At 63.9% G+C, this 18,620-nt stretch carries 14 protein-coding genes; 7 read left to right on the top strand and 7 right to left on the bottom strand.

Annotated features, from left to right (window positions below):
* Window positions 1–29 precede the first annotated feature (29 nt).
* The 4 genes from QA643_RS02735 to QA643_RS02720 form a co-directional block, all read right to left on the bottom strand.
* A complete protein-coding gene (locus tag QA643_RS02735) occupies window positions 30–686 on the bottom strand; it encodes a glutathione S-transferase family protein (protein WP_283031683.1) in 657 nt (218 codons plus the stop codon).
* 31 nt (window positions 687–717) lie between these two features.
* Window positions 718–1,872: an acyl-CoA dehydrogenase family protein gene (locus QA643_RS02730; protein WP_283031682.1), complete on the bottom strand. Its 1,155-nt coding sequence runs from the start codon at window positions 1,870–1,872 to the stop codon at window positions 718–720.
* Window positions 1,873–1,984: 112 nt separating this feature from the next.
* Window positions 1,985–3,139: an acyl-CoA dehydrogenase family protein gene (locus QA643_RS02725; RefSeq protein ID WP_283031681.1), complete on the bottom strand. Its 1,155-nt coding sequence runs from the start codon at window positions 3,137–3,139 to the stop codon at window positions 1,985–1,987.
* Window positions 3,140–3,224: 85 nt separating this feature from the next.
* Entirely contained in the window at window positions 3,225–3,842 is a 618-nt protein-coding gene (locus QA643_RS02720; protein ID WP_283031680.1) for a TetR/AcrR family transcriptional regulator, read from the bottom strand.
* A gap of 53 nt (window positions 3,843–3,895) precedes the next feature.
* Here QA643_RS02720 and QA643_RS02715 point away from each other — a divergent pair, with 53 nt between their 5' ends.
* The 4 genes from QA643_RS02715 (at window position 3,896) to QA643_RS02700 (ending at window position 11,089) form a co-directional block, all read left to right on the top strand.
* Window positions 3,896–4,129 (top strand): hypothetical protein, encoded by a 234-nt coding sequence (locus QA643_RS02715; protein ID WP_283031679.1) that lies wholly within the window; start codon window positions 3,896–3,898, stop codon window positions 4,127–4,129.
* A 218-nt stretch (window positions 4,130–4,347) separates the two neighbouring features.
* Complete coding sequence (locus tag QA643_RS02710) at window positions 4,348–7,791, top strand: acyl-[ACP]--phospholipid O-acyltransferase (RefSeq protein ID WP_283031678.1); 3,444 nt, start codon at window positions 4,348–4,350, stop codon at window positions 7,789–7,791.
* A 319-nt stretch (window positions 7,792–8,110) separates the two neighbouring features.
* On the top strand, window positions 8,111–9,334 hold the full coding sequence (locus QA643_RS02705; RefSeq protein WP_283031677.1) for a Spy/CpxP family protein refolding chaperone: 1,224 nt from the start codon (window positions 8,111–8,113) through the stop codon (window positions 9,332–9,334).
* 210 nt (window positions 9,335–9,544) lie between these two features.
* Entirely contained in the window at window positions 9,545–11,089 is a 1,545-nt protein-coding gene (locus tag QA643_RS02700) for a long-chain fatty acid--CoA ligase (protein WP_283031676.1), read from the top strand.
* A 151-nt stretch (window positions 11,090–11,240) separates the two neighbouring features.
* On the opposite strand, the gene QA643_RS02695 is transcribed toward QA643_RS02700, so the two are convergent.
* Window positions 11,241–12,008, bottom strand: a complete 768-nt coding sequence (locus tag QA643_RS02695) for a helix-turn-helix transcriptional regulator (RefSeq protein ID WP_283031675.1) — start codon at window positions 12,006–12,008, stop codon at window positions 11,241–11,243.
* Window positions 12,009–12,193: 185 nt separating this feature from the next.
* Between QA643_RS02695 and QA643_RS02690 the strand changes: the two genes are divergently transcribed.
* Complete coding sequence (locus tag QA643_RS02690) at window positions 12,194–14,470, top strand: marine proteobacterial sortase target protein (protein WP_283031674.1); 2,277 nt, start codon at window positions 12,194–12,196, stop codon at window positions 14,468–14,470.
* On the opposite strand, the gene QA643_RS02685 is transcribed toward QA643_RS02690, so the two are convergent.
* Window positions 14,459–14,683 (bottom strand): hypothetical protein, encoded by a 225-nt coding sequence (locus QA643_RS02685; protein WP_283031673.1) that lies wholly within the window; start codon window positions 14,681–14,683, stop codon window positions 14,459–14,461. The genes QA643_RS02690 and QA643_RS02685 overlap by 12 nt on opposite strands.
* Here QA643_RS02685 and QA643_RS02680 point away from each other — a divergent pair.
* Both QA643_RS02680 and QA643_RS02675 read left to right on the top strand, forming a co-directional pair.
* Window positions 14,673–15,242, top strand: a complete 570-nt coding sequence (locus QA643_RS02680) for a class GN sortase (protein WP_283031672.1) — start codon at window positions 14,673–14,675, stop codon at window positions 15,240–15,242. The two genes, QA643_RS02685 and QA643_RS02680, sit on opposite strands and share 11 nt — an antisense overlap.
* A gap of 182 nt (window positions 15,243–15,424) precedes the next feature.
* Entirely contained in the window at window positions 15,425–17,647 is a 2,223-nt protein-coding gene (locus QA643_RS02675) for an acetate--CoA ligase family protein (RefSeq protein ID WP_283031671.1), read from the top strand.
* Between the two features lie 122 nt (window positions 17,648–17,769).
* On the opposite strand, the gene QA643_RS02670 is transcribed toward QA643_RS02675, so the two are convergent.
* Window positions 17,770–18,531 (bottom strand): trypsin-like serine protease, encoded by a 762-nt coding sequence (locus QA643_RS02670; protein ID WP_283031670.1) that lies wholly within the window; start codon window positions 18,529–18,531, stop codon window positions 17,770–17,772.
* Between the last annotated feature and the right edge of the window lie 89 nt (window positions 18,532–18,620).

The raw sequence follows: 18,620 nt of genomic DNA, 5'->3' as shown, positions 1-18,620 counted from the left end.
CTAACGCACCATCCCGGAATGACACCTCCTTACGCCCGCACCCGCGGCGCCACGTTCTGCTCGACGCCGGCCCTGCGTTCGGCCGCAACCGCCCGCTGGTAACCATCGCGCTCCTGCAACCGCGCCCAATACGCCGCGACATTAGGGCCAAAATCCTTGGCGAGGCCGATAGTGCCGGCGAGCCGCAGCGCGTAACCATTGACGATGTCGGCCGCGGTAAAGCGCCCGGCGCAGAGGAATTGCGAATTCGCGGTCGCGGCCTCGACCGTCCGCAGCCGGCCGAGGAACCACTTGGCATAATCGCCGGCGACTTGCGGGTTCCGCCGCTCTTCCGGTTCGAGCTGGCTGTATCTCAACACCAGCGTTTGCGGAAAAGTCAGCGTCGCATCGCTGAAATACATCCAGTTCAGGAAGGCGCCGTAGGCGGGATCATCCAGCCCGACTACCAGCGGTGAAGGCCCGTATTTGGTACCAAGGTAGTAGCAGATGCCTGATGACTCCGTCATCTTGGTCTCGCCATCGATCATGAACGGAATCGTGCCGAGCGGATTGATCGCAAGATATTCCTTGGCGAGCACCCGCGGCGGAAACGGCAGCATCTTGAGCTCGTAAGCGAGGCCCATCTCTTCCAGCATCCAAAGCGGACGGAACGAGCGTGCGCCGTCGCAGTGGTAGAGCGTGATCATCAGTCTTCCTTATCCCTGTTCGTGATTTCTCTTATTGGATTTTCGGCAGCGTGCCCATCATCTTGCATAGCACTGTCAGCATCACCTCGTCGGCGCCGCCGCCGATCGAGGTCAACCGGCTGTCGCGATAGGCCCGGCTGACCGGCGTCTCGTTCATGAACCCCATGCCGCCCCAGAACTGCAGGCACGCGTCGGTGAGTTCGCGTCCCAGACGCCCGGCCTTGAGCTTGGCCATGGTGGCAAGCCGCGTCACGTCCTCGCCCGCGACCAGCGCCTCGGCGGCGCGATAGACCAGCGCGCGCAGCAGCTCGACCTCGGTCTGCATCTCCGCCAGCTTGAAATGAACCGTCTGGTTATCGAGGATCGATTTTCCGAACGCCTTGCGGTTACGGGTATATTCGATGGTCTCCGATATGATGAACTCATGCGCCTTGAGACAGGCCGCCGCGCCCCACAGCCGCTCCTCCTGGAACTGGATCATCTGGTAGGTAAAACCCTTGCCCTCTTCGCCGATGCGGTTGCGCTTGGGCACACGGACATTGTCGAAGAAGATCTGCGCGGTATCGGACGAGCGCATGCCCATTTTGTCGAGCTTGCGCGCCACCTGCACGCCCTTGCTCTTCATGGGAACGCAGATCAGCGACTTGTTGCGATGAATCTGATCGTCGCTGGTATTGGCGAGCAGGCAGATCCAGTCGGCCTGCACGCCGTTAGTGATCCACATCTTGCCGCCATTGATGACGTAGTCGTCACCATCGGAGCGCGCCTGCGTCTTGATCGAGGCGACGTCCGAGCCCGCGCCCGGCTCGGAGACGCCGACGCAAGCGACCGCGTCGCCCGCGACCGCCGGCGCCAAAAATTCACGGCGCACCTCATCCGAACCAAATCGCGCCAGCGCCGGCGTCGCCATGTCGGTCTGCACCCCGATCGCCATCGGCACGCCGCCGCATTTGATCGCGCCGAGTTCCTCGGCCATCATCAGCGCATAGGAATAATCGAGCCCCTGGCCGCCGAATTCGGCCGGCTTGTTGAGGCCGAGAAAGCCGAGATCGCCGAGCTTCTTGAACAGCTCGTGGGCGGGGAAGATGTCGTTGTTCTCCCATTCGTCGACGAAGGGGTTGATCTCGGCGGCGATGAATTTTTGCAAGGCGCGGCGGGGTTCGTCGTGATCGGCGGTGAAGAGCATGTTGTTTCCCCTGTCGTTCCGGGGCGGCGCGAAGCGTCGAACCCGGAACCTCGATATTATTGGACTCATCTCTAGGTTCCGGGTTCGCTTCGCGCCCCGGAACGACGGAGCCTCACAACCCCATCTGCCTCGACGCGAGATCCTTCATGATCTCCTCGGTGCCGCCGCCGATGGCGTTGACCTTGACCTCGCGGTAGATGCGCTCGACCTTGACGCCGCGCATGAAGCCGGCGCCGCCGAAAATCTGCACCGCCTCGGAGGCGCAGAACGCCATGGTCTGGGTGGCCTGGTTCTTCATCATGCAGATTTCCGCGACCGGACTCTCGCCCTGGCCGAGCCGCCACGCCAGCATTTCCAGCATCGCCTGTGACGCCGCGACCTTCTGCGCCATGTCGACGATCTTGTGACGGATCACCTGGTGCTGCGCGATCGGCTTGCCGAACGTGTGGCGCTCCTTCGCATAGGCAATCGCCTCCTCGACACAGACGCGCGCGTAGGCCGTGCAGCTCGCCGCCATGCCCATGCGCTCGCTGTTGAAATTGTGCATGATGAGCTTGAAGCCCTGCCCTTCCTCGCCGATCAGGTTTTCGGCGGGTACCCGGCACTCGTCGAAATGCAGCGTCGCGGTGTCCGACGCCCACCAGCCCATCTTCTTGAGCTTTGTGCGCGACAGGCCTGGCGTGTCGCCTTCGATCAGCAGCAGGCTGACGCCGCCCGGCCCTTCGCCGCCGGTGCGCACCGCAACGGTCAGATAATCGGCCCGCATGCCTGACGTGATAAAGGTCTTTTCGCCGCTGACGATATAATGGTCGCCGTCGCGCCGCGCTTTGGTGCGGAGATTGGCGACATCGGAGCCGCCGCTCGGCTCGGTGATCGCGAGCGCCGAAATCTTCTCGCCCGCCAGCACCTGCGACAGCACGCGCGCCCTCACCTCCGGCTTTGCAGCACGCGCGATCGGCGGCGAGCCGATGGTGTGACTCATCAGGCTTGAGCTGATCCCGCCGGCACCGGCGCGCGTCAGCTCCTGCGACGCCACGATCTTCATGAACTGATCGGCCGGCACACCGCCAAATTCTTCGGGGAAGCCAAGCCCGAGCAGGCCGACCGCGGATGCCTTTTTATAGAGCTCGCGCGGAAACTCGCCGGCCTCGTCCCATACGTGGGCATAGGGTTCGATCTCGCGCGCCACAAAGCGACGCATCACGTCGCGGAAGGCTTCGTGTTCGGCCGTATAGAACGGGCTCTGCACTTTCGGGCGCTCCAGCATGGCTTCCTCCGTAAGAATACGATGCCTCGATTTGCCTCGCGCAAACTTGCGTTGAGCGGCTGGCATTCCGGACAGACACTCGCGCTCAATCAAGCGAGATGCCGAGGCCCACCAGATGCGTATCCACGAATTGCGCCAACTGCTGCCGCAGCTTTTCCGGCGGCACCGCGACCATTCGCTCTTCCAGGCCGAGCGAGATGATGCCATGCACGGCCGAGAACATCATGCGCGCCAGTAGCGCCACCTCTTCCGGATCGCGGCCGGGCAACAACCGGACCATCGGCTCATGCATCAGCGCGAACGCCTGCATCACCATCTTCAGGATGTCTTCCGGGAACGGCCGGTCGTCCTCCATCCGGTGTTCGAACAGCGAGCGCAACAGATTGGCGTGATCGGCGGCGAACGTCAGGTAGGCCTCGGCCAGCCCGTGGAGCTGGCGGACCGGGTCTTCGGCGGGAACCGCGACCAGGCGGGCGGTCAGGGACTGAACCGTCTCGCGATTTACCGTCAGGATCAGGCCGTCGAAATCCCCGAACTCGTTATAGACGCTCCCGATTGAGCAATCGGCGGCCTCTGCGACATCCCGAACCTTCAGTGATCTCAACCCGTTAGCTGCGATTATGCCGCGCGCGGTTTCGACCATGAGCTGGCGCCGCAAAGTTTTTTTGCGGTCCCGCAAAGATTCTTCTTGAGCATTGCTCACGTTTGGCCTATACATTTTGAACAATGTTCATTTTCAATCTGGAGGCTACCAAAATGCAGACCCTCGTTTCCCAACTGACCACCACCTTCGTCGACGACGCCATCGAACTCGTGAAAGGATTTGGCAAGGTTATCGTCCACATCACCACCGCGCCAATCGAGCGCATGGCCAATGCCTGCGATGTCGGCGGCGTTCTCGCCCGCCGGCGCGCCGCCCGGCGCCTGCGCGCAGCCCGCCGTCCTCACGGCATGTGGAAGCCGTTCGGCTCCCTGCACCATCTGACCTAAGGCACCGCTTTCTTCCAAATGCGATTCCAATCGTAAGAAAGAGATCACTATGCCGCGGCAAATCTCCCACCAGATCCTGTGCAGCGGTGTCCGGATAACTTTCCGTACAACCTTTCACTGCAACGGTGCCCGGCAACCACTTCGCCCATTCACCTTAGTCGCTCACGATCTTTGAGACCACATCCCGGATTGCCCGGCGGAAGTAACAGGAAATGGTTATGATCAAGGAATTGCTGTCCTCTCGTCGCTTCGCTCCGCTGTTCTGGTCGCAATTCACTTCGGCCTTGAACGACAATGTGCTGAAGAATGCGCTTGTCATCATGCTGCTCTATGGCGTGGCCACTGAGGAGGGCGCGCCGCTGGTGACGCTCGCCGGCGCGGTCTTCATCTTTCCGTTTTTCGTGCTTTCGGCCCTCGGCGGCGAACTGGCCGATAAATACGTCAAGATGACCGTCGCGCGACGCCTGAAGTTCGCCGAGATATTTGCCGCGGGCTTTGCCGCCGCCGGCTTCTACCTGCATTCGATCCCGCTGCTGTTCGTGGCGCTCGCGCTGTTCGGCGTGGTCGCCGCCCTGTTCGGGCCGGTGAAATACGCCATCCTTCCCGACCAGCTCTCGGTTTCCGAACTCGCGACCGGCAACGCCCTTGTCGAGGGCGCGACCTTCATTGCGATCCTGATCGGCACGATTGCCGGCGGACTGTTCGTCGCAGGCGCCTCGCATATGGGATGGATTTGCCTGGCCGTGGTCGGGCTGTCGGTCCTGTCCTGGGCGTTCGCGGCCCGCATCCCCGTGAGCCAGCCGTCCGCGCCTGGTCTACTTATTACAGCCAATCCCTGGACCTCCACCGTCCGTCTTCTGAAGACCCTTCATGCCGAACCGCGCCTGTGGGACGGCATGGTGATCGTGTCCTGGTTCTGGATGGTCGGCGCGATCGTGCTGTCGCTGCTGCCCGCTCTGGTCAAAGGCAACATCGGCGGCACCGAGGGCGTCGTGACCGTCTGCCTCGCCGTGTTCGCGATCGGCGTTGCCGCCGGCTCGCTGTTTGCCGCGCAGCTCAGCCACGTGCGCCCAAATCTCGCGCTGGTGCCGATCGGCGCCATCGTGATGGGCATCGTCGGCCTCGATCTGGCCTGGGCCATCGGAAGCACGGTGCATGGAGAGAACGTAACGGCCGCTGCATTTACCACCTCCTTTACTGGCATCCGGATGCTGGCTGACTTCTTCCTGTTCGCGTTCGGCGGCGGCTTGTTCGTGGTGCCGTCCTTCGCCGCGGTCCAGGCATGGTCCGCCCCGTCGGAGCGGGCCCGCGTGATCGCCGCCGGCAACGTGCTGCAGGCGGCCTTCATGGTAGCAGGCTCGCTCCTCGTTGCGGGATTGCAGGCGCTGGGGCTTCCAGTCGCATGGATCTTCTTCGGCCTTGCGATCGCGAGCTTTGGCTCGGTCTGGTTCGTGCTTAACAAATGGGGCCGCGAAGGCGTGCGCGACTTCGGCGCGCTGCTATTTCGTGCGCTGTTCCGTGTCGAGGTCCGCGGCATGGAGAATCTGCCGCCACCCGGCACCCGCATGCTGATCGCGCCGAACCATGTCAGCCTGGTCGACGGTCCTTTGCTGCACGCGACGCTGCCGATCGATGCCAGCTTTGCCGTCGACACCGGGATCTCGAAGGCGTGGTGGGCGAAACCGTTCCTGAAGCTGATCAAGCACTACACGATGGATCCGACTAAGCCGCTGGCGGCGCGCGACCTGATCAAGCTGGTGGCATCGGGCGAGCCAGTGGTGATTTTTCCGGAAGGACGCATCACGGTCTCAGGCTCGCTGATGAAGGTTTATGACGGCACCGCGATGATCGCCGACAAGGCCGATGCGGTCGTTGTGCCCGTGCGCATCGAGGGCGCGCAGCGTTCGCGTCTGAGCTATCTCAGGAACGGCGAAATCAAGCGCTCGTGGTTCCCCAAGGTGACGATCACGATCCTGCCGCAGGTGAAGTTGTCGATCGATTCGTCCTTGAAGGGTAAGACCCGCCGCAACGCCGCAGGCGCCGCGCTGCAGGACGTCATGATTGACGCCGTGGTCAAGAACGCCATGCTCGACCACACCTTATTTGAAGCGCTAGCCCATGCCCGCCGCGACCGCGATACCGGCAAGCCGATCATCGAGGACGCGCTCGGCACCAAGCTGACCTATCGCAAGATGATCCTCGGCGCCCAGGTTCTGAGCGGCAAGCTCGAGATGGGGACCGCCGCGGGCGAAAATGTCGGCGTGCTGCTGCCGAATTCGGCCGGCGTTGCCGTCGTGTTCATGGCGCTGCAGACCATCGGCCGCGTGCCGGCGATGCTCAATTTCTCCGCCGGCCCGGTCAACGTGCTGGCGGCAATGCAGGCCGCGCAGGTCAAGACCGTGCTGACCTCAAAGGCGTTCATCGAGAAGGGCAAGCTCGACAAGCTGATTACCGCCATCGCCGCGCAGGCCAGGGTCGTGTACCTGGAGGACGTGCGTGCCGGCATCGGCTCGCTCGACAAGGTCCGCGGGCTGCTGGCCGGCAGCGCGCCGCGCGTGGCGCGCAAGGCGGATGACCCGGCGGTGATCCTGTTCACGTCGGGGTCGGAAGGCACGCCCAAGGGCGTCGTGCTCTCCCATCGCAACATCCTGGCCAATGCGGCCCAGGCGCTGGCGCGCGTCGACGCCAACGCCAACGACAAGGTGTTCAACGTGCTGCCTGTGTTCCACTCCTTCGGCCTGACGGGCGGCATGATGATGCCGATGTTGGCCGGCATTCCGATCTTCATGTATCCGTCGCCGCTGCATTACCGGATCGTGCCGGAGCTGATCTACCAGACCGGCGCCACCATCCTGTTCGGCACCGACACCTTCCTCACCGGCTACGCACGCTCGGCCCATGCCTACGACTTCCGCACCCTGCGCCTCGTGATCGCCGGCGCGGAAGCGGTGAAGGACCGCACGCGACAGGTCTACATGGAGCGCTACGGCATCCGCATCCTCGAAGGCTATGGCGTCACCGAAACCGCGCCTGTGCTCGCGATGAACACGCCGATGGCCAATCGTCCGGGCACCGTCGGCCGGCTGTCGCCGCTGATGGAAGCCCGCCTCGATCCCGTCCCCGGCATCGAGGAAGGCGGACGCCTGTCGGTGCGCGGGCCCAACGTCATGCTCGGCTACCTCCGTGCGGAAAACCCCGGCGTGCTGGAGCCGCTCGCCGGCGGCTGGCACGACACCGGCGACATCGTCGCCATCGATGCGGCCGGCTTCATCGCCATCAAGGGCCGTGCCAAACGCTTCGCCAAGATCGCCGGCGAAATGGTCTCGCTGTCGGCGGTCGAAGCCATGGCTGCAACATTGTGGCCGCAGGCGATGTCGGTGGCGGTATCGATCCCCGATGCCCGCAAGGGCGAGCGGATCGTGCTGCTGACCACGCAGAAGGATGCCGATCGCTCCGCGATGCAGCGCCAGGCCAAGGGCGTCGGCGCGTCCGAGCTGGCGGTGCCGGCAGATATCCGCGTGGTCGCCACCGTGCCGCTGCTCGGCTCCGGCAAGACCGACTATGTCGGCGCGACCAGGCTTGCCAAGGAGCTTGCCGAGAAGCTTGCGACGCCGGCCGAGCCAGTGCTGGAAGAAAAAATTGTCGCAGAGGAAGTCGCATAAGCATTATCGCGTCGCCGCGGGGTCAATGACGATCCCGCGGTGCGCCGACCGCGCGAAGCTGGCTGAGTCGCCGTAATCGCTTCGCGTTTCTTTCATCAGCCTGGACCCATTGGTTTTTTGCCCTGGCCAGCTCACTCGCCGCGAATCCATTGGAAGCATGGACGACCGACCCGGACGCGGTTCGACGACGTCCGCTCACCAAGCTGATACCCGGACCGCACGCGGGAACTTTCGGTTCCTTTCGGCGTCGTCTCCTTCGGCGTCACCTAATGTAACGTGACGAGATGTGACGTGACGAGGCTTGGCGCGGGAGGGTGCCATGTCGAAGATGCGCATTGGCATTGCCGTCGCCGTTCTGGCAAACCTGCTGTCCAGTTCGGCACTGGCCAGAGCGCGTCTTGGCATCGGGCCCCTTGGGGTCGCGAGATTTGCAGTCACCAGCGTGCTGTCGCTGGGGGGATTGCATCACGGTCGTGCCCTTGCTCGCCAGCGCCACATCCGAACGGCTTCTCCCCGACCTCAAAACCTGCGCAACGCCATGGATTCGGACCTTCGTAATCCGGCGGCGCGCAAGCAAATAGCCGCGGCGACAGCCCTCGCAGGCTGGCACGGCGGCCAGACCGCGAAGGGGTGGTGGCGGCACGAGGACGGCGGATATGGATGGGTCGGGCCGCTGTTCTGGCCATTCGCCAGTAACGACATGAACGACTACATCGTCTGGGGCGATAGCACCGGCTTCTGGGACTACGGTTATCCTGACATCCACGCTGCGATCTTTGCCCCTTACGGCCGTGATGAACTCGCCGCCTTTGCCGGACCGAGCCCCCACGGCCGAAGACATCGCAGGGTCCCCCCGCTGCAGCAATTCTGTGGCGACGACAGAAGCGAAATGGCCGGCCTTCCCATCCATCAGATTCAGCAGGCGATCCAACCGAACGAGGCGCAGCGCGCCGCTCTGGACGAACTTACCAACGCATGGATCTTTGCCGCCCAGATGATCCGGGCGACGTGTCTGACGCAGACAGCGTTTACCGCGCCGAACCGGCTGGCCATCATGCACCAGCGCCTCGGCGCGATGATCGGAGCGCTGTCAGCCGTGCGGGAGCCGCTGGGGAAATTTCACGACCTGCTCGAAGAAGAACAGGAAGCGCGGCTCAATGCGTTCGCCGAGGACCGGCGGCGGACGACCACCGGAAATGGGGCCGCGGAAGCATCTGCCCAAGGTTGCGGCGCGGCGCCATCTGCGGTGCTGCAGTGGCCGGCGGAGGAGATCGAGGCCAGGCTGCACCCGAACGACATGCAACGCGCGGCGCTCAAAGTGCTGCAGGACGCCAATGCCAGGGCTGTCGAGATCCTGACCACCGAATGCCAGCCACAAGATGCGATCACATCACCCGCTCGCCTTGACGCCGTGGAAGTGCGGCTCGCCGACATGCTGCAAGCGGTTCATCTGGTGAGCACCGCGCTCGAGGCCTTCTATGCGACGCTGAACGACGAGCAGAAGGCGCAGTTTGAGGCGATTGGACAGAAGCGAACGGCGTGATTTCCTGGCCGGTTGCCATCGCTGAGCCGCAGCCCGATTCACTGGTACGGTCCGGGCAGGCGGGATGATGCCCACCCACCGGGAGAAGGCAGAAGGGCCCTTCATGCCCAGCCACTCCACGCAAGACAGCATCGTCCCTGTTAGCTTCTCATAAGCTCAATGGATTGCCGTCAAGAAAATAGACGGAGACTGCTTGGCGTGGAGGAGACCTTGGCCGTACGCTATTACGACTGGATCGCCCATTTCGGCCGCCGCACGCCGGACAAGATCGCGGTCATCGACCTCGCGACCGACCGCCGCCTCTCCTACGAGCAGTTCGACGCACGGATCTCGCGGCTTGCCACCCATCTGCGCGAGGCGCTCGGCGTCAAGCGCGGCGCCCGCGTCGCGGTACTGGCGCTGAACACGACCGATACACTCGAAGTGCAGTTCGCCTGCGGCCGTCTCGGCGCAGTGTTCCTGCCGCTGAATACGCGGCTCACGGTTCCCGAATTGCAGTTCATCGTTGGCGACGCGTCGCCAAGCGTGATGATCCATGACGCTGATCTTTCGGAAGTCGCGCTATCAGTCGCAAAACTCTGCAATGTTTCGTCGACGCTGCTGCTCGGTGCCGACGGCAGCTATGAGGCGGCGATCACGGCCGCAAAGCCACTCGACACGTTCGAGCTCGTCACCCACGACGATATCTCGACCATCATGTACACGTCGGGCACCACGGGTCAGCCGAAGGGCGCCATCATCACCCATGGCATGACGTTCTGGAATTGCGTCAATCTCGGCGGCCCCGCTTATGTCACGCCCTCGACCGTGCTGCTCACCGTACTGCCGCTGTTCCACACCGGCGGGCTCAACTGCTACACTAACCCGGTGCTGCATGCCGGCGGCACCGTGCTGATCATGCGCGCATTCGATCCGGATCTCGCGCTGCAACTGATCAGCGATCCTTCATATGGCATCACGCAATTCTTCGGCGTGCCGGCGATCTATCAGTTCATGGCGCAGCATCCGTCATTCGCGAGTGCCGATTTCAGCCGCCTGGTGATCGGCGGCGTCGGCGGCGCGCCGATGCCGGTGCCGCTGCTGAAAGTGTGGGAAGAGCGCGGCGTCGCCCTGCAGCAGGGCTACGGCATGACCGAGACCTCGCCGGCCGTGCTGGCGCTCGACCGCGAGGACGCCGCGCGCAAGGCCGGCTCGTCCGGCAAGCCGGTGCTGCATACAGAAGTGCGGATCGTTCGCCCCGACGGCACCGACGCCGCTATCGGCGAACTCGGCGAGCTCTGGGTCAAGGGACCGAACGTCACGCCCGGTTACTGGAACAGGCCGGACGCCAACCGATCATCGTTCACCGATGGATGGCTGCACACCGGCGACGCCACGCGCGTCGACGAGGAAGGTTTTTACTACATCGTCGATCGCTGGAAGGACATGTACATTTCCGGCGGCGAGAACGTCTATCCGGCCGAGGTCGAGAGCGTGCTGCATCAGCTCACCGCCATTGCCGAAGCGGCCGTGATCGGCATTCCGAGTGAGCAATGGGGCGAGGTCGGCATGGCGATCGTCGCCGTAAAACCCGGCCAGACGCTGACACCAGCGGAAATTCATGCGCATTGCGCGGCCAACCTCGCGCGCTTCAAATGCCCCAAGCTGATCGAGTTCGTCGATGCGCTGCCGCGCAACGCCACCGGCAAGATTCACAAGCCGACGCTGCGCCAGCAGTTCAATGCGCCGAGCGCGACCGACAAGCTGGCGTCTTGACGGCCTCTCTCGTCATGCCCCGCGAAGGCGGGGTATCCAGTAAACGCTGACAGCAGTGATTAAGCCGTGAAGCCGCGGCGTACTGGATCGTCCGCCCCAGTGCGCAATCGCGCACAAGGCGGACGATGACAGCGGTGGGCGGCGGAAACAGTTATCCCGGCAAAAACAGCGCGAACGATTCATCCGTCGTTCGCCGCAGATGCTGACGGTACAGCGCATGATTGGGATCGTCGGACGAAATCCTGCCGAAGGTCGCGTTAGGTACCACCTTAATCGGCAAATAGGCGATTGGCGCTGCGATCGGCGTCAGCAACGAGCCGCGGCCCGCAAGCAGCGTCGTGATGATCCCGTACATCTCACCTGAAATCGCCAGGTGCGCCACCGTGATCAGGCGATGCTGGCCGTGACGGTTGGTGACGAGATAGATGTGTCTCGACTGATTCGGCACGGCCACTTCGCCGAACTGGGTGAAGGCCGCGTCCTGCCTTTCGCTCTCGCGAAACACCAGTGATGAAGCCGCCGCATCCCAGACGATCTCGGTGCGATAGGCGAAGATCGCGTCCTTCTCGCCGAACGAGGGACGGACCGTGACGTAGGTGCCCTCGAGCCAGGCCACCGCACGGCGCGAATAGGCGCCGAGGCCATCGGGCGCGATCTCACCGTTGACCGCCGGCGTCTGTACCGGCGCCGCCTCCACCGCCTTGCGCAAGGAGACGCCGAGCGCCTGTTCGAGGCGGACGGTGGTGGCGAGGGTGAAGGGGCGCCGGCCGCCCAACACCTTTTCCAGGGTCGAAAGGCTGAGTTTTGCCAACTCGGCCAGCGATTGCCGGGACATCCGGCGGCGGGCGATCTCCTCACGAATGGTATCCGCGATCTGCCGGCTTTGCTCGGCGGAAAGCTGCTGGTCCGGCGGTGGCATCGTCACCCCTGCTTGATCCGCGCCAGTCTAGCAGACGCACAATCCATCACAAACCCGCACAAAACCGCCGCTACCGCGGCGGAGCGCGGTGGCGAGTGACCGAACATTGCCGATCATTCCGCTCGCGCCAGATCACCGGATTCCACACCCTCCGCATGGCGAAATCGCCGTTCGGGAGTGACGACATGACGACATGCGACGAAATCGAGGCCGACAAACGCGGCAACCAGCCCAGCCTGATCCGGCTGGTGCTGTTCTTTGTGATGCAAGGCGTTGCCGTAATCCTGGTCGGGTTTGCGGCATTATTTTTGAGTTTTGAGCCGGTCTGGTCGGCGGAGCGCCTGCAGTCCAACTACCTCAAGCCCGGCGATGCCCGCGCCGGTTCGCTGCTCCTCAAGATCGACGAAGGCTATGCTGATGCTGCCAGGCTCGGCGTCGATGTCGATCTTACCGTATCCGGCCCCACCGTCCGTGCCCGCGTCACCCAGATTTTCCGTAACCCGTCGCAGGACTGGGTCGAGGCGGTCTATGTCTATCCCTTGCCCGCAGGCGGCGCCGTCGATTCGCTGAAGATGGTGATCGGCGATCGCGTCGTGGTCGGCGACATCAAGGAGCGGCAGCAGGCCAAGGCGATCTACGAACAGGCCAAGCAGAGCGGGCACAAGGCAGCGCTGACCGAGCAGGAGCGGCCGAACATCTTCACCAATTCCGTCGCCAATATCGGCCCGGGCGAAACCGTGCTGGTGCAGATCGAATATCAGGAGCCGGTTCAGCAATCCGGCAATGAGTTCTCGCTGCGCCTGCCGATGGTGGTCGCACCGCGCTACAATCCGGCACCCGTCGTGCAGAGCGTCGACTTCCGCTCCGGCAACGGCGGCTGGGGCTCGACCAGGTCCGATCCCGTACCGGACCGCGACCGTATCTCGCCCGAGGTGCTCGATCCCGCGACAAACGCGCCGGTCAATCCGACCCGCATCACGGTGCGGCTGCAGGCCGGCTTCCCGCTCGGCGAGGTCAAGAGCCACCATCACGCGATCAAGACCGAAAAGCCCGATGCCAACACGAGCATTATCAGGCTTGCCGAAGGCGCGGTGCCGGCGGATCGCGATTTCGAGCTGACCTGGAAGCCCGCAGCCGAGCAGGCGCCCTCGGTCGGACTTTTTCGTGAACGCGTCGGCGACAGCGACTATTTACTTGCCTTCGTCACGCCGCCTTCGGTCGAGCAAACGCAACAGAAGCCGTTGCCGCGCGAAGTAATTTTCGTGATCGACAATTCCGGCTCGATGGGCGGCGTCTCGATCGTCCAGGCCAAGGCGAGCCTCATCTACGCGCTCGGTCGCCTGCAGCCCAACGATCGCTTCAACGTCATCCGCTTCGACCACACGATGGACGTGCTGTTCCCGTCCGCCGTGCCGGCCGACAGCGAGCATATCAGCCGCGCCACCTCCTTTGTCGGTGCGCTGCAGGCCAATGGCGGCACCGAAATGGTGCCGGCGATGCGCGCGGCGCTGTTCGACAAGGGGGCGGATGCCAACTATGTCCGGCAGGTGGTGTTCCTCACCGACGGCGCCATCGGCAACGAGCAGCAGTTGTTCGAGACTATCAATGCGCTGCGCGGCCGCTCGCGCATCTTCATGGTCGGCATCGGCTCGGCCCCGAACACTTATCTGATGACGCGCGCCGCCGAGCTCGGCCGCGGCACCTTCACCCATATCGGCTCCGTCGAGCAGGTCGAGGAGCGCATGCGCGGCCTGTTTGCCAAGCTGGAGAATCCCGCGGTCACCAACCTTGTCGCAAAATTCTCCGAGGCGAGCTCCGACATGACGCCGGCGGCGCTTCCGGACGTCTATCACGACGAGCCGCTGGTTCTGGCGGCCAAGCTCGACAAGCTCACCGGCTCGGTCGAGATCAAGGGCCGTATCGGCGACCGTCCTTGGACCGTCACCCTGCCGCTGGCAAATGCGGCCGAAGGCAAGGGCCTCTCCAAGGTCTGGGCCCGCCGCAAGATCGCAGATGCGGAGGTTGCGCGCACCACGCGGCAGGCGACGCCTGAGGATGCCGACAAGACCATCCTCGCGCTGGCGCTCGAACACCAGCTCGTGACGCGACTGACCAGCCTGGTCGCCGTCGACAAGACGCCAAGCCGTCCCCAGGGCGAACCGCTCAAGCTCTCGGAACTGCCGATCAACCTGCCGGCCGGCTGGGACTTTGAGAAAGTGTTCGGCGAGCGCCCGCGTACTCCCACAACGCCGACGGAACGTCGCGCGGATAATGGCGAGGCGCAGGTTCAGGTCGCGGCGCTGAAGCGCGTACAGCAGCCTGTCGCGACGCAGGCGCCGGGCACGGTCGCGCTGCCGAAGACGGCCACCGACGCCGAATTGAAGATGATTGCGGGCGTGATCCTGCTCACATTCAGCCTGATCCTGCTGGTGTTCACTCGACGCCAGATGTCATTGCCCTGACATCGGCTGAGAGGAGGAGACCTCCCCGACCTCCTCCTTACAGAGCGCGCGCGGCTTCCACCCGTCCCCAAGAGCCGCGCGCGCCGCTTTTTCCCTACGACGTCTGTCGTTGCGAGCGAAGCGAAGCAATTCATCTCGCAGGCCGGACGGTGTGGATTGCTTCGTCGCTTCGCTCCTCGCAATGACGGTGGCAAAAACTTCGATGCGGTTCATCCTCCCTCTCCTCCTCGCGCTGATCGGCCTCATCCTGTTCGGCCAGGGCGCCTACATCCATGCCAAGGCCTGGCTCGCGCAGGTGCTGCTGGAGCGCGCCTTCGAGCAAACCATCATCACCGGACGCGAGACCAAGCCGTGGTCGTGGGCCGACACATGGCCGGTCGCGCGCATCGAGGTGAAGCGGTTGGGTAGCCGGGCGATCGTGCTCGCCGGCAGCAGCGGCCAGGCGCTCGCCTTTGGCCCGGGCCATGTCGAGCAGACACCCGATGCCGGCGAACGCGGCGTCGCCGTCTATTCAGCGCATCGCGATACGCATTTCGCTTTCCTGAAGAACGTCGTCATCGGCGACGAGATCGAGGTGACGCGAGGCGACGGCAAACACTTCCGTTACCGGGTCGATGGCACCTCGGTGGTACGCTTCAATGACTCAGGCATCGATCCGCTGGCGGATGGCTATCATCTGGTGCTGTCGACGTGCTGGCCATTCGATGCGCTGACATCGGGGCCGGATCGCTATCTCGTGCACGCGCGCATGATCGGGCCGCGCTCGAACTGAATTCTCCGCCAGCCGGGAAATCGTGCACGGCGCGAATGGCGCTCATCGCGCAACGCGTGTTGCCACACCCGCCAAGTCTCAATAAAAAGGGCTCAACAAAAAGCGCACAATCAAAAGAAAAGCATGACGAGACGATCGTTCTTGATCGCCGCGCCAAAGGAACAACACAGTTAGGGACATCCATGGACGCTCAGGCAAGCACCGCATCGCACACGGCTGAAAAATGGTCGCCCTCGCCTGACGCCAGCGACATCGTCAAGCGCATCCATGCGATGCTGCACCCGCGCAATATCGTGCTGGTCGGTGCGACCGACAAGCCCGGCAACTATGCTGAGCGCATCTGGAACAACCTGGTCAGGTACAAGTACGAGGGCGGGCTTTATCCAGTCAATTCCAAGCGCGAGACGATCTGGGGCGTGCCCTGCTACAAGGATTTTGCCAGCCTTCCCGAAAAACCCGACCACGTGCTGGTGCTGGTGCCGGCGCGTTTTGCGGTGCAGGTAATCCGCGACGCGGCAGCCGCCGGCGCGCGCTCCGCCACCATTGTCACGTCGGGCTTCAGCGAATTGCAGGACGAGGAAAGCCAGCGGCTCGCCGTGGAGCTGAAGCAGGCCGTGAAGGAGACCGGCCTTGCCGTCACCGGTCCCAACTGCCTCGGCAATCTCAGCGCCGGCGAAAAACTGTTCACCAATATCGACGATCGCATCGTCACCATGGAAGCAGGTCCGGTGGCGATCGTCGGGCAATCCGGCGCGATCGTGATGGCGATCCGCCAGACGCTGGAAGATCGCGGCGTCGGCGTCGGTTACATGGTGACGACCGGCAACGAGACCGGCCTCGAGACGCCGGACCTGATGGCCTATTTCGCCGCCGATCCTTCGATCCGCGTCATCGTGGTCTATCTCGAGGGCGTCCGGAACACGAAAGTGTTCCGCGAGGCCTGCAAGGCCGCGCGCGCTGCCGGCAAGCCGGTGATCGCGCTCAAGCTTGGCGCCTCCGAAGGCGGCCGCGCCGCCGCGATGGCGCATACCGGCGCGCTCGCTGGCTCGATCGAAACTTTTGACGCGATCTCGACCCGCGAAGGCGTGATCCGCGTTCGCGGGCTCGACGAATTGATCGAGACCACCGAATGTTTCGTCCATGCCGATCCGCCGAAGGGCAACCGCCTCGCCGCGGTGTCGCTGTCCGGCGGCAAGCGCGGTCTTCTGATCGACGCGTTCTATTCGGCCGGCATGAACTTCGCCCCGCTCAGCGCGAATGCGACCGCGCAACTGGCGGAGATGCTTGGCCCGGGCAGCATCGTCGGCAATCCGCTCGACGCCGGCTTTGCCGCCGTGGTCGATCCCTCCGTCTACATGAAGTCGATCAAGATCATGATCGACGATCCCGACACCGACATCGTCATTATCGACGCCGAGCTGCCGAAGGCGCCGCACGAACTGCGCGAGCGCAATTTGCGCATTGTCAACGAGATGGCGGGCGAGGCCAACAAGCCCGTGGTCTATATCAGCGCGATGTCGATCGGGTTCACCGAATTCACCAAGGGCTTGCGCAAGTCGCTGCCGAACATCGCGGTGATGCAGGGTCTCGACCGCGCGGTCGGCGCGATCAAGTCGCTGATCGAATATGCGTCGCTACGCAAGGAAGTGCCCGACATCGTGTCGAGCTCGAAAGCTTCCGCCCGCGCGGTACTGGAAAAGACGCTCAAAGCCGCGGGCGGCGCTGCCGCCCTAGATGAAGTTGCCTCGAAGAAACTGCTCAAGGCCTATGGCATTCCCGTCTCGAAGGAAGAGATCGCGCAGACCGCGGCGGATGCCGTGAAGATCGCCAAGAAGATCGGCTTTCCTGTTGTGGCGAAAGTCGTCAGCGCCGATATCCTGCACAAGTCGGATATCGGCGGCGTGGTGCTGAACCTCAACAGCGCGGCCGAGGTGAAGAAGGCCTTTGGCGACATCACGGCGCGGGTGAAGAAGATCAAGAGCAAGCCGAAACTGGAAGGCATTTTGATCGCGCAGCAGGTCAAGGCCAACCTCGAACTCGTGGTCGGCGCCTCGCTCGATGCCGAGATGGGCCCGGTGGTGCTGTTCGGCACCGGCGGCGTCGATATCGAATTGATGAAGGACGTCGCACTCGCCGGCGCGCCGCTGGACGAAGCCGAGGCGAAACAGCTGATCGCCAAGACCAAGGCCGGCGTCAAGATGAAGGGCTATCGCGGCAAGCCGGCGCTGCACGGGCCGTCCGCCGTGAAGGCGCTGGTCGGCCTGTCCAATCTGATGGCCGATGCCGATGGCCGCATCGCCTCGATCGATGTCAACCCGTTCCTGATCAACAGCAAGCTCGGCGTCGCCGTCGACGGGTTGATTGTGCTGAACAATGCCGCGGCGAACAAGGCGGCGGGGCATTAGGCGCAGAGGCCGTAGGGTGGGCAAAGCGAAGCGTGCCCACCATCGCGAGCATCGCCTGCGGAAGTGCTGAGGGTGGGCACGGCGCTAACGCGCCTTTGCCCACCCTACGGCACCGAGCAAGCTCACAACCCCGCGCCCCATTTCTGCGCCGTCTGCACGATCCAGTCGCGATAGAGCGTCAGCGGCGTCACACCGGTCATGCCGCCGCAGCCGGCGCTTCCGTTCGGCCCGGTCGACCAGCTCACCACGCCGATAATGGCGGGCCCGCGTTGCTTGTCCTCGAAAACCGGCGCGCCGGAATCTCCCGTGCAGGCACCGAGCCCCTCGCGCGCGCCCTGCCCGACCGGATCGACCAGCCTGATCTGCAGCGTCCCCGGCCTGCCCGTCGCGACCAGGCCGGCGACGCGGATGGTGCCGCCGCTCTTGCCGTCACCGCGCACGGTGACGCCGATGCCGGCGATCGTGAAGCGGTTGCCTACATTGATCGGGATGTCAGGCAGTCCGAGCACAGCCGGCATCTTGCCCTTGGGCGATACCGCCAGTTGCAGCAACGCGACATCCGCCGTCGCGCGATGCCCCGACATCGCCTGCATGTTGAAGCCGGGATGAATGGCGACCGCCTTGACATCCCTTAGCGAGGGCTGCCGGTCGGCACCGTATTCGACGATCTTGTAGTCAGCGCCCGGCGGCACGCAGTGCGCCGCGGTCAGCACCAGCTTCGGCGCGATCAACGCCCCGGTGCAGAAATTGCCGCGCGAGCCAACGATGGTGACGACCGAGCGGGCCACGCCCTCGGTCGAGGGCGCAGCGCCGCCGATAATGGCGAGCGCGGGAGTGGACAATAGCAGAGCGAGGGCGGCGATGATGCGGGACGGGATCTTCATCGCTGCAGCAATAACCCGGCGCGCGCATGCCGCCAAGCGCCGCGCCGGGCTGGCCCTGCCGGGCATTCCGTGTTAGCCGCTGGCGCAAC

The organism is Bradyrhizobium sp. CB3481, assembly GCF_029714305.1.
Lineage (GTDB): Bacteria > Pseudomonadota > Alphaproteobacteria > Rhizobiales > Xanthobacteraceae > Bradyrhizobium.
Note: the sequence above shows the minus strand (reverse complement) of the source record. Positions and strands in the feature narration are given on the sequence as shown.

Bases quoted from the DNA above. Each gene is read 5' to 3' on its own strand.
- QA643_RS02690 (WP_283031674.1), top strand. From the start codon at position 12,194: ATGACGACATGCGACGAAATCGAGGCCGACAAACGCGGCAACCAGCCC.
- QA643_RS02715 (WP_283031679.1), top strand. From the start codon at position 3,896: ATGCAGACCCTCGTTTCCCAACTGACCACCACCTTCGTCGACGACGCC.
- QA643_RS02705 (WP_283031677.1), top strand. From the start codon at position 8,111: ATGTCGAAGATGCGCATTGGCATTGCCGTCGCCGTTCTGGCAAACCTG.
- QA643_RS02710 (WP_283031678.1), top strand. From the start codon at position 4,348: ATGATCAAGGAATTGCTGTCCTCTCGTCGCTTCGCTCCGCTGTTCTGG.
- QA643_RS02685 (WP_283031673.1), bottom strand. From the start codon at position 14,683: ATGAACCGCATCGAAGTTTTTGCCACCGTCATTGCGAGGAGCGAAGCG.
- QA643_RS02695 (WP_283031675.1), bottom strand. From the start codon at position 12,008: ATGCCACCGCCGGACCAGCAGCTTTCCGCCGAGCAAAGCCGGCAGATC.
- QA643_RS02675 (WP_283031671.1), top strand. From the start codon at position 15,425: ATGGACGCTCAGGCAAGCACCGCATCGCACACGGCTGAAAAATGGTCG.
- QA643_RS02670 (WP_283031670.1), bottom strand. From the start codon at position 18,531: ATGAAGATCCCGTCCCGCATCATCGCCGCCCTCGCTCTGCTATTGTCC.
- QA643_RS02680 (WP_283031672.1), top strand. From the start codon at position 14,673: ATGCGGTTCATCCTCCCTCTCCTCCTCGCGCTGATCGGCCTCATCCTG.
- QA643_RS02735 (WP_283031683.1), bottom strand. From the start codon at position 686: ATGATCACGCTCTACCACTGCGACGGCGCACGCTCGTTCCGTCCGCTT.
- QA643_RS02725 (WP_283031681.1), bottom strand. From the start codon at position 3,139: ATGCTGGAGCGCCCGAAAGTGCAGAGCCCGTTCTATACGGCCGAACAC.
- QA643_RS02730 (WP_283031682.1), bottom strand. From the start codon at position 1,872: ATGCTCTTCACCGCCGATCACGACGAACCCCGCCGCGCCTTGCAAAAA.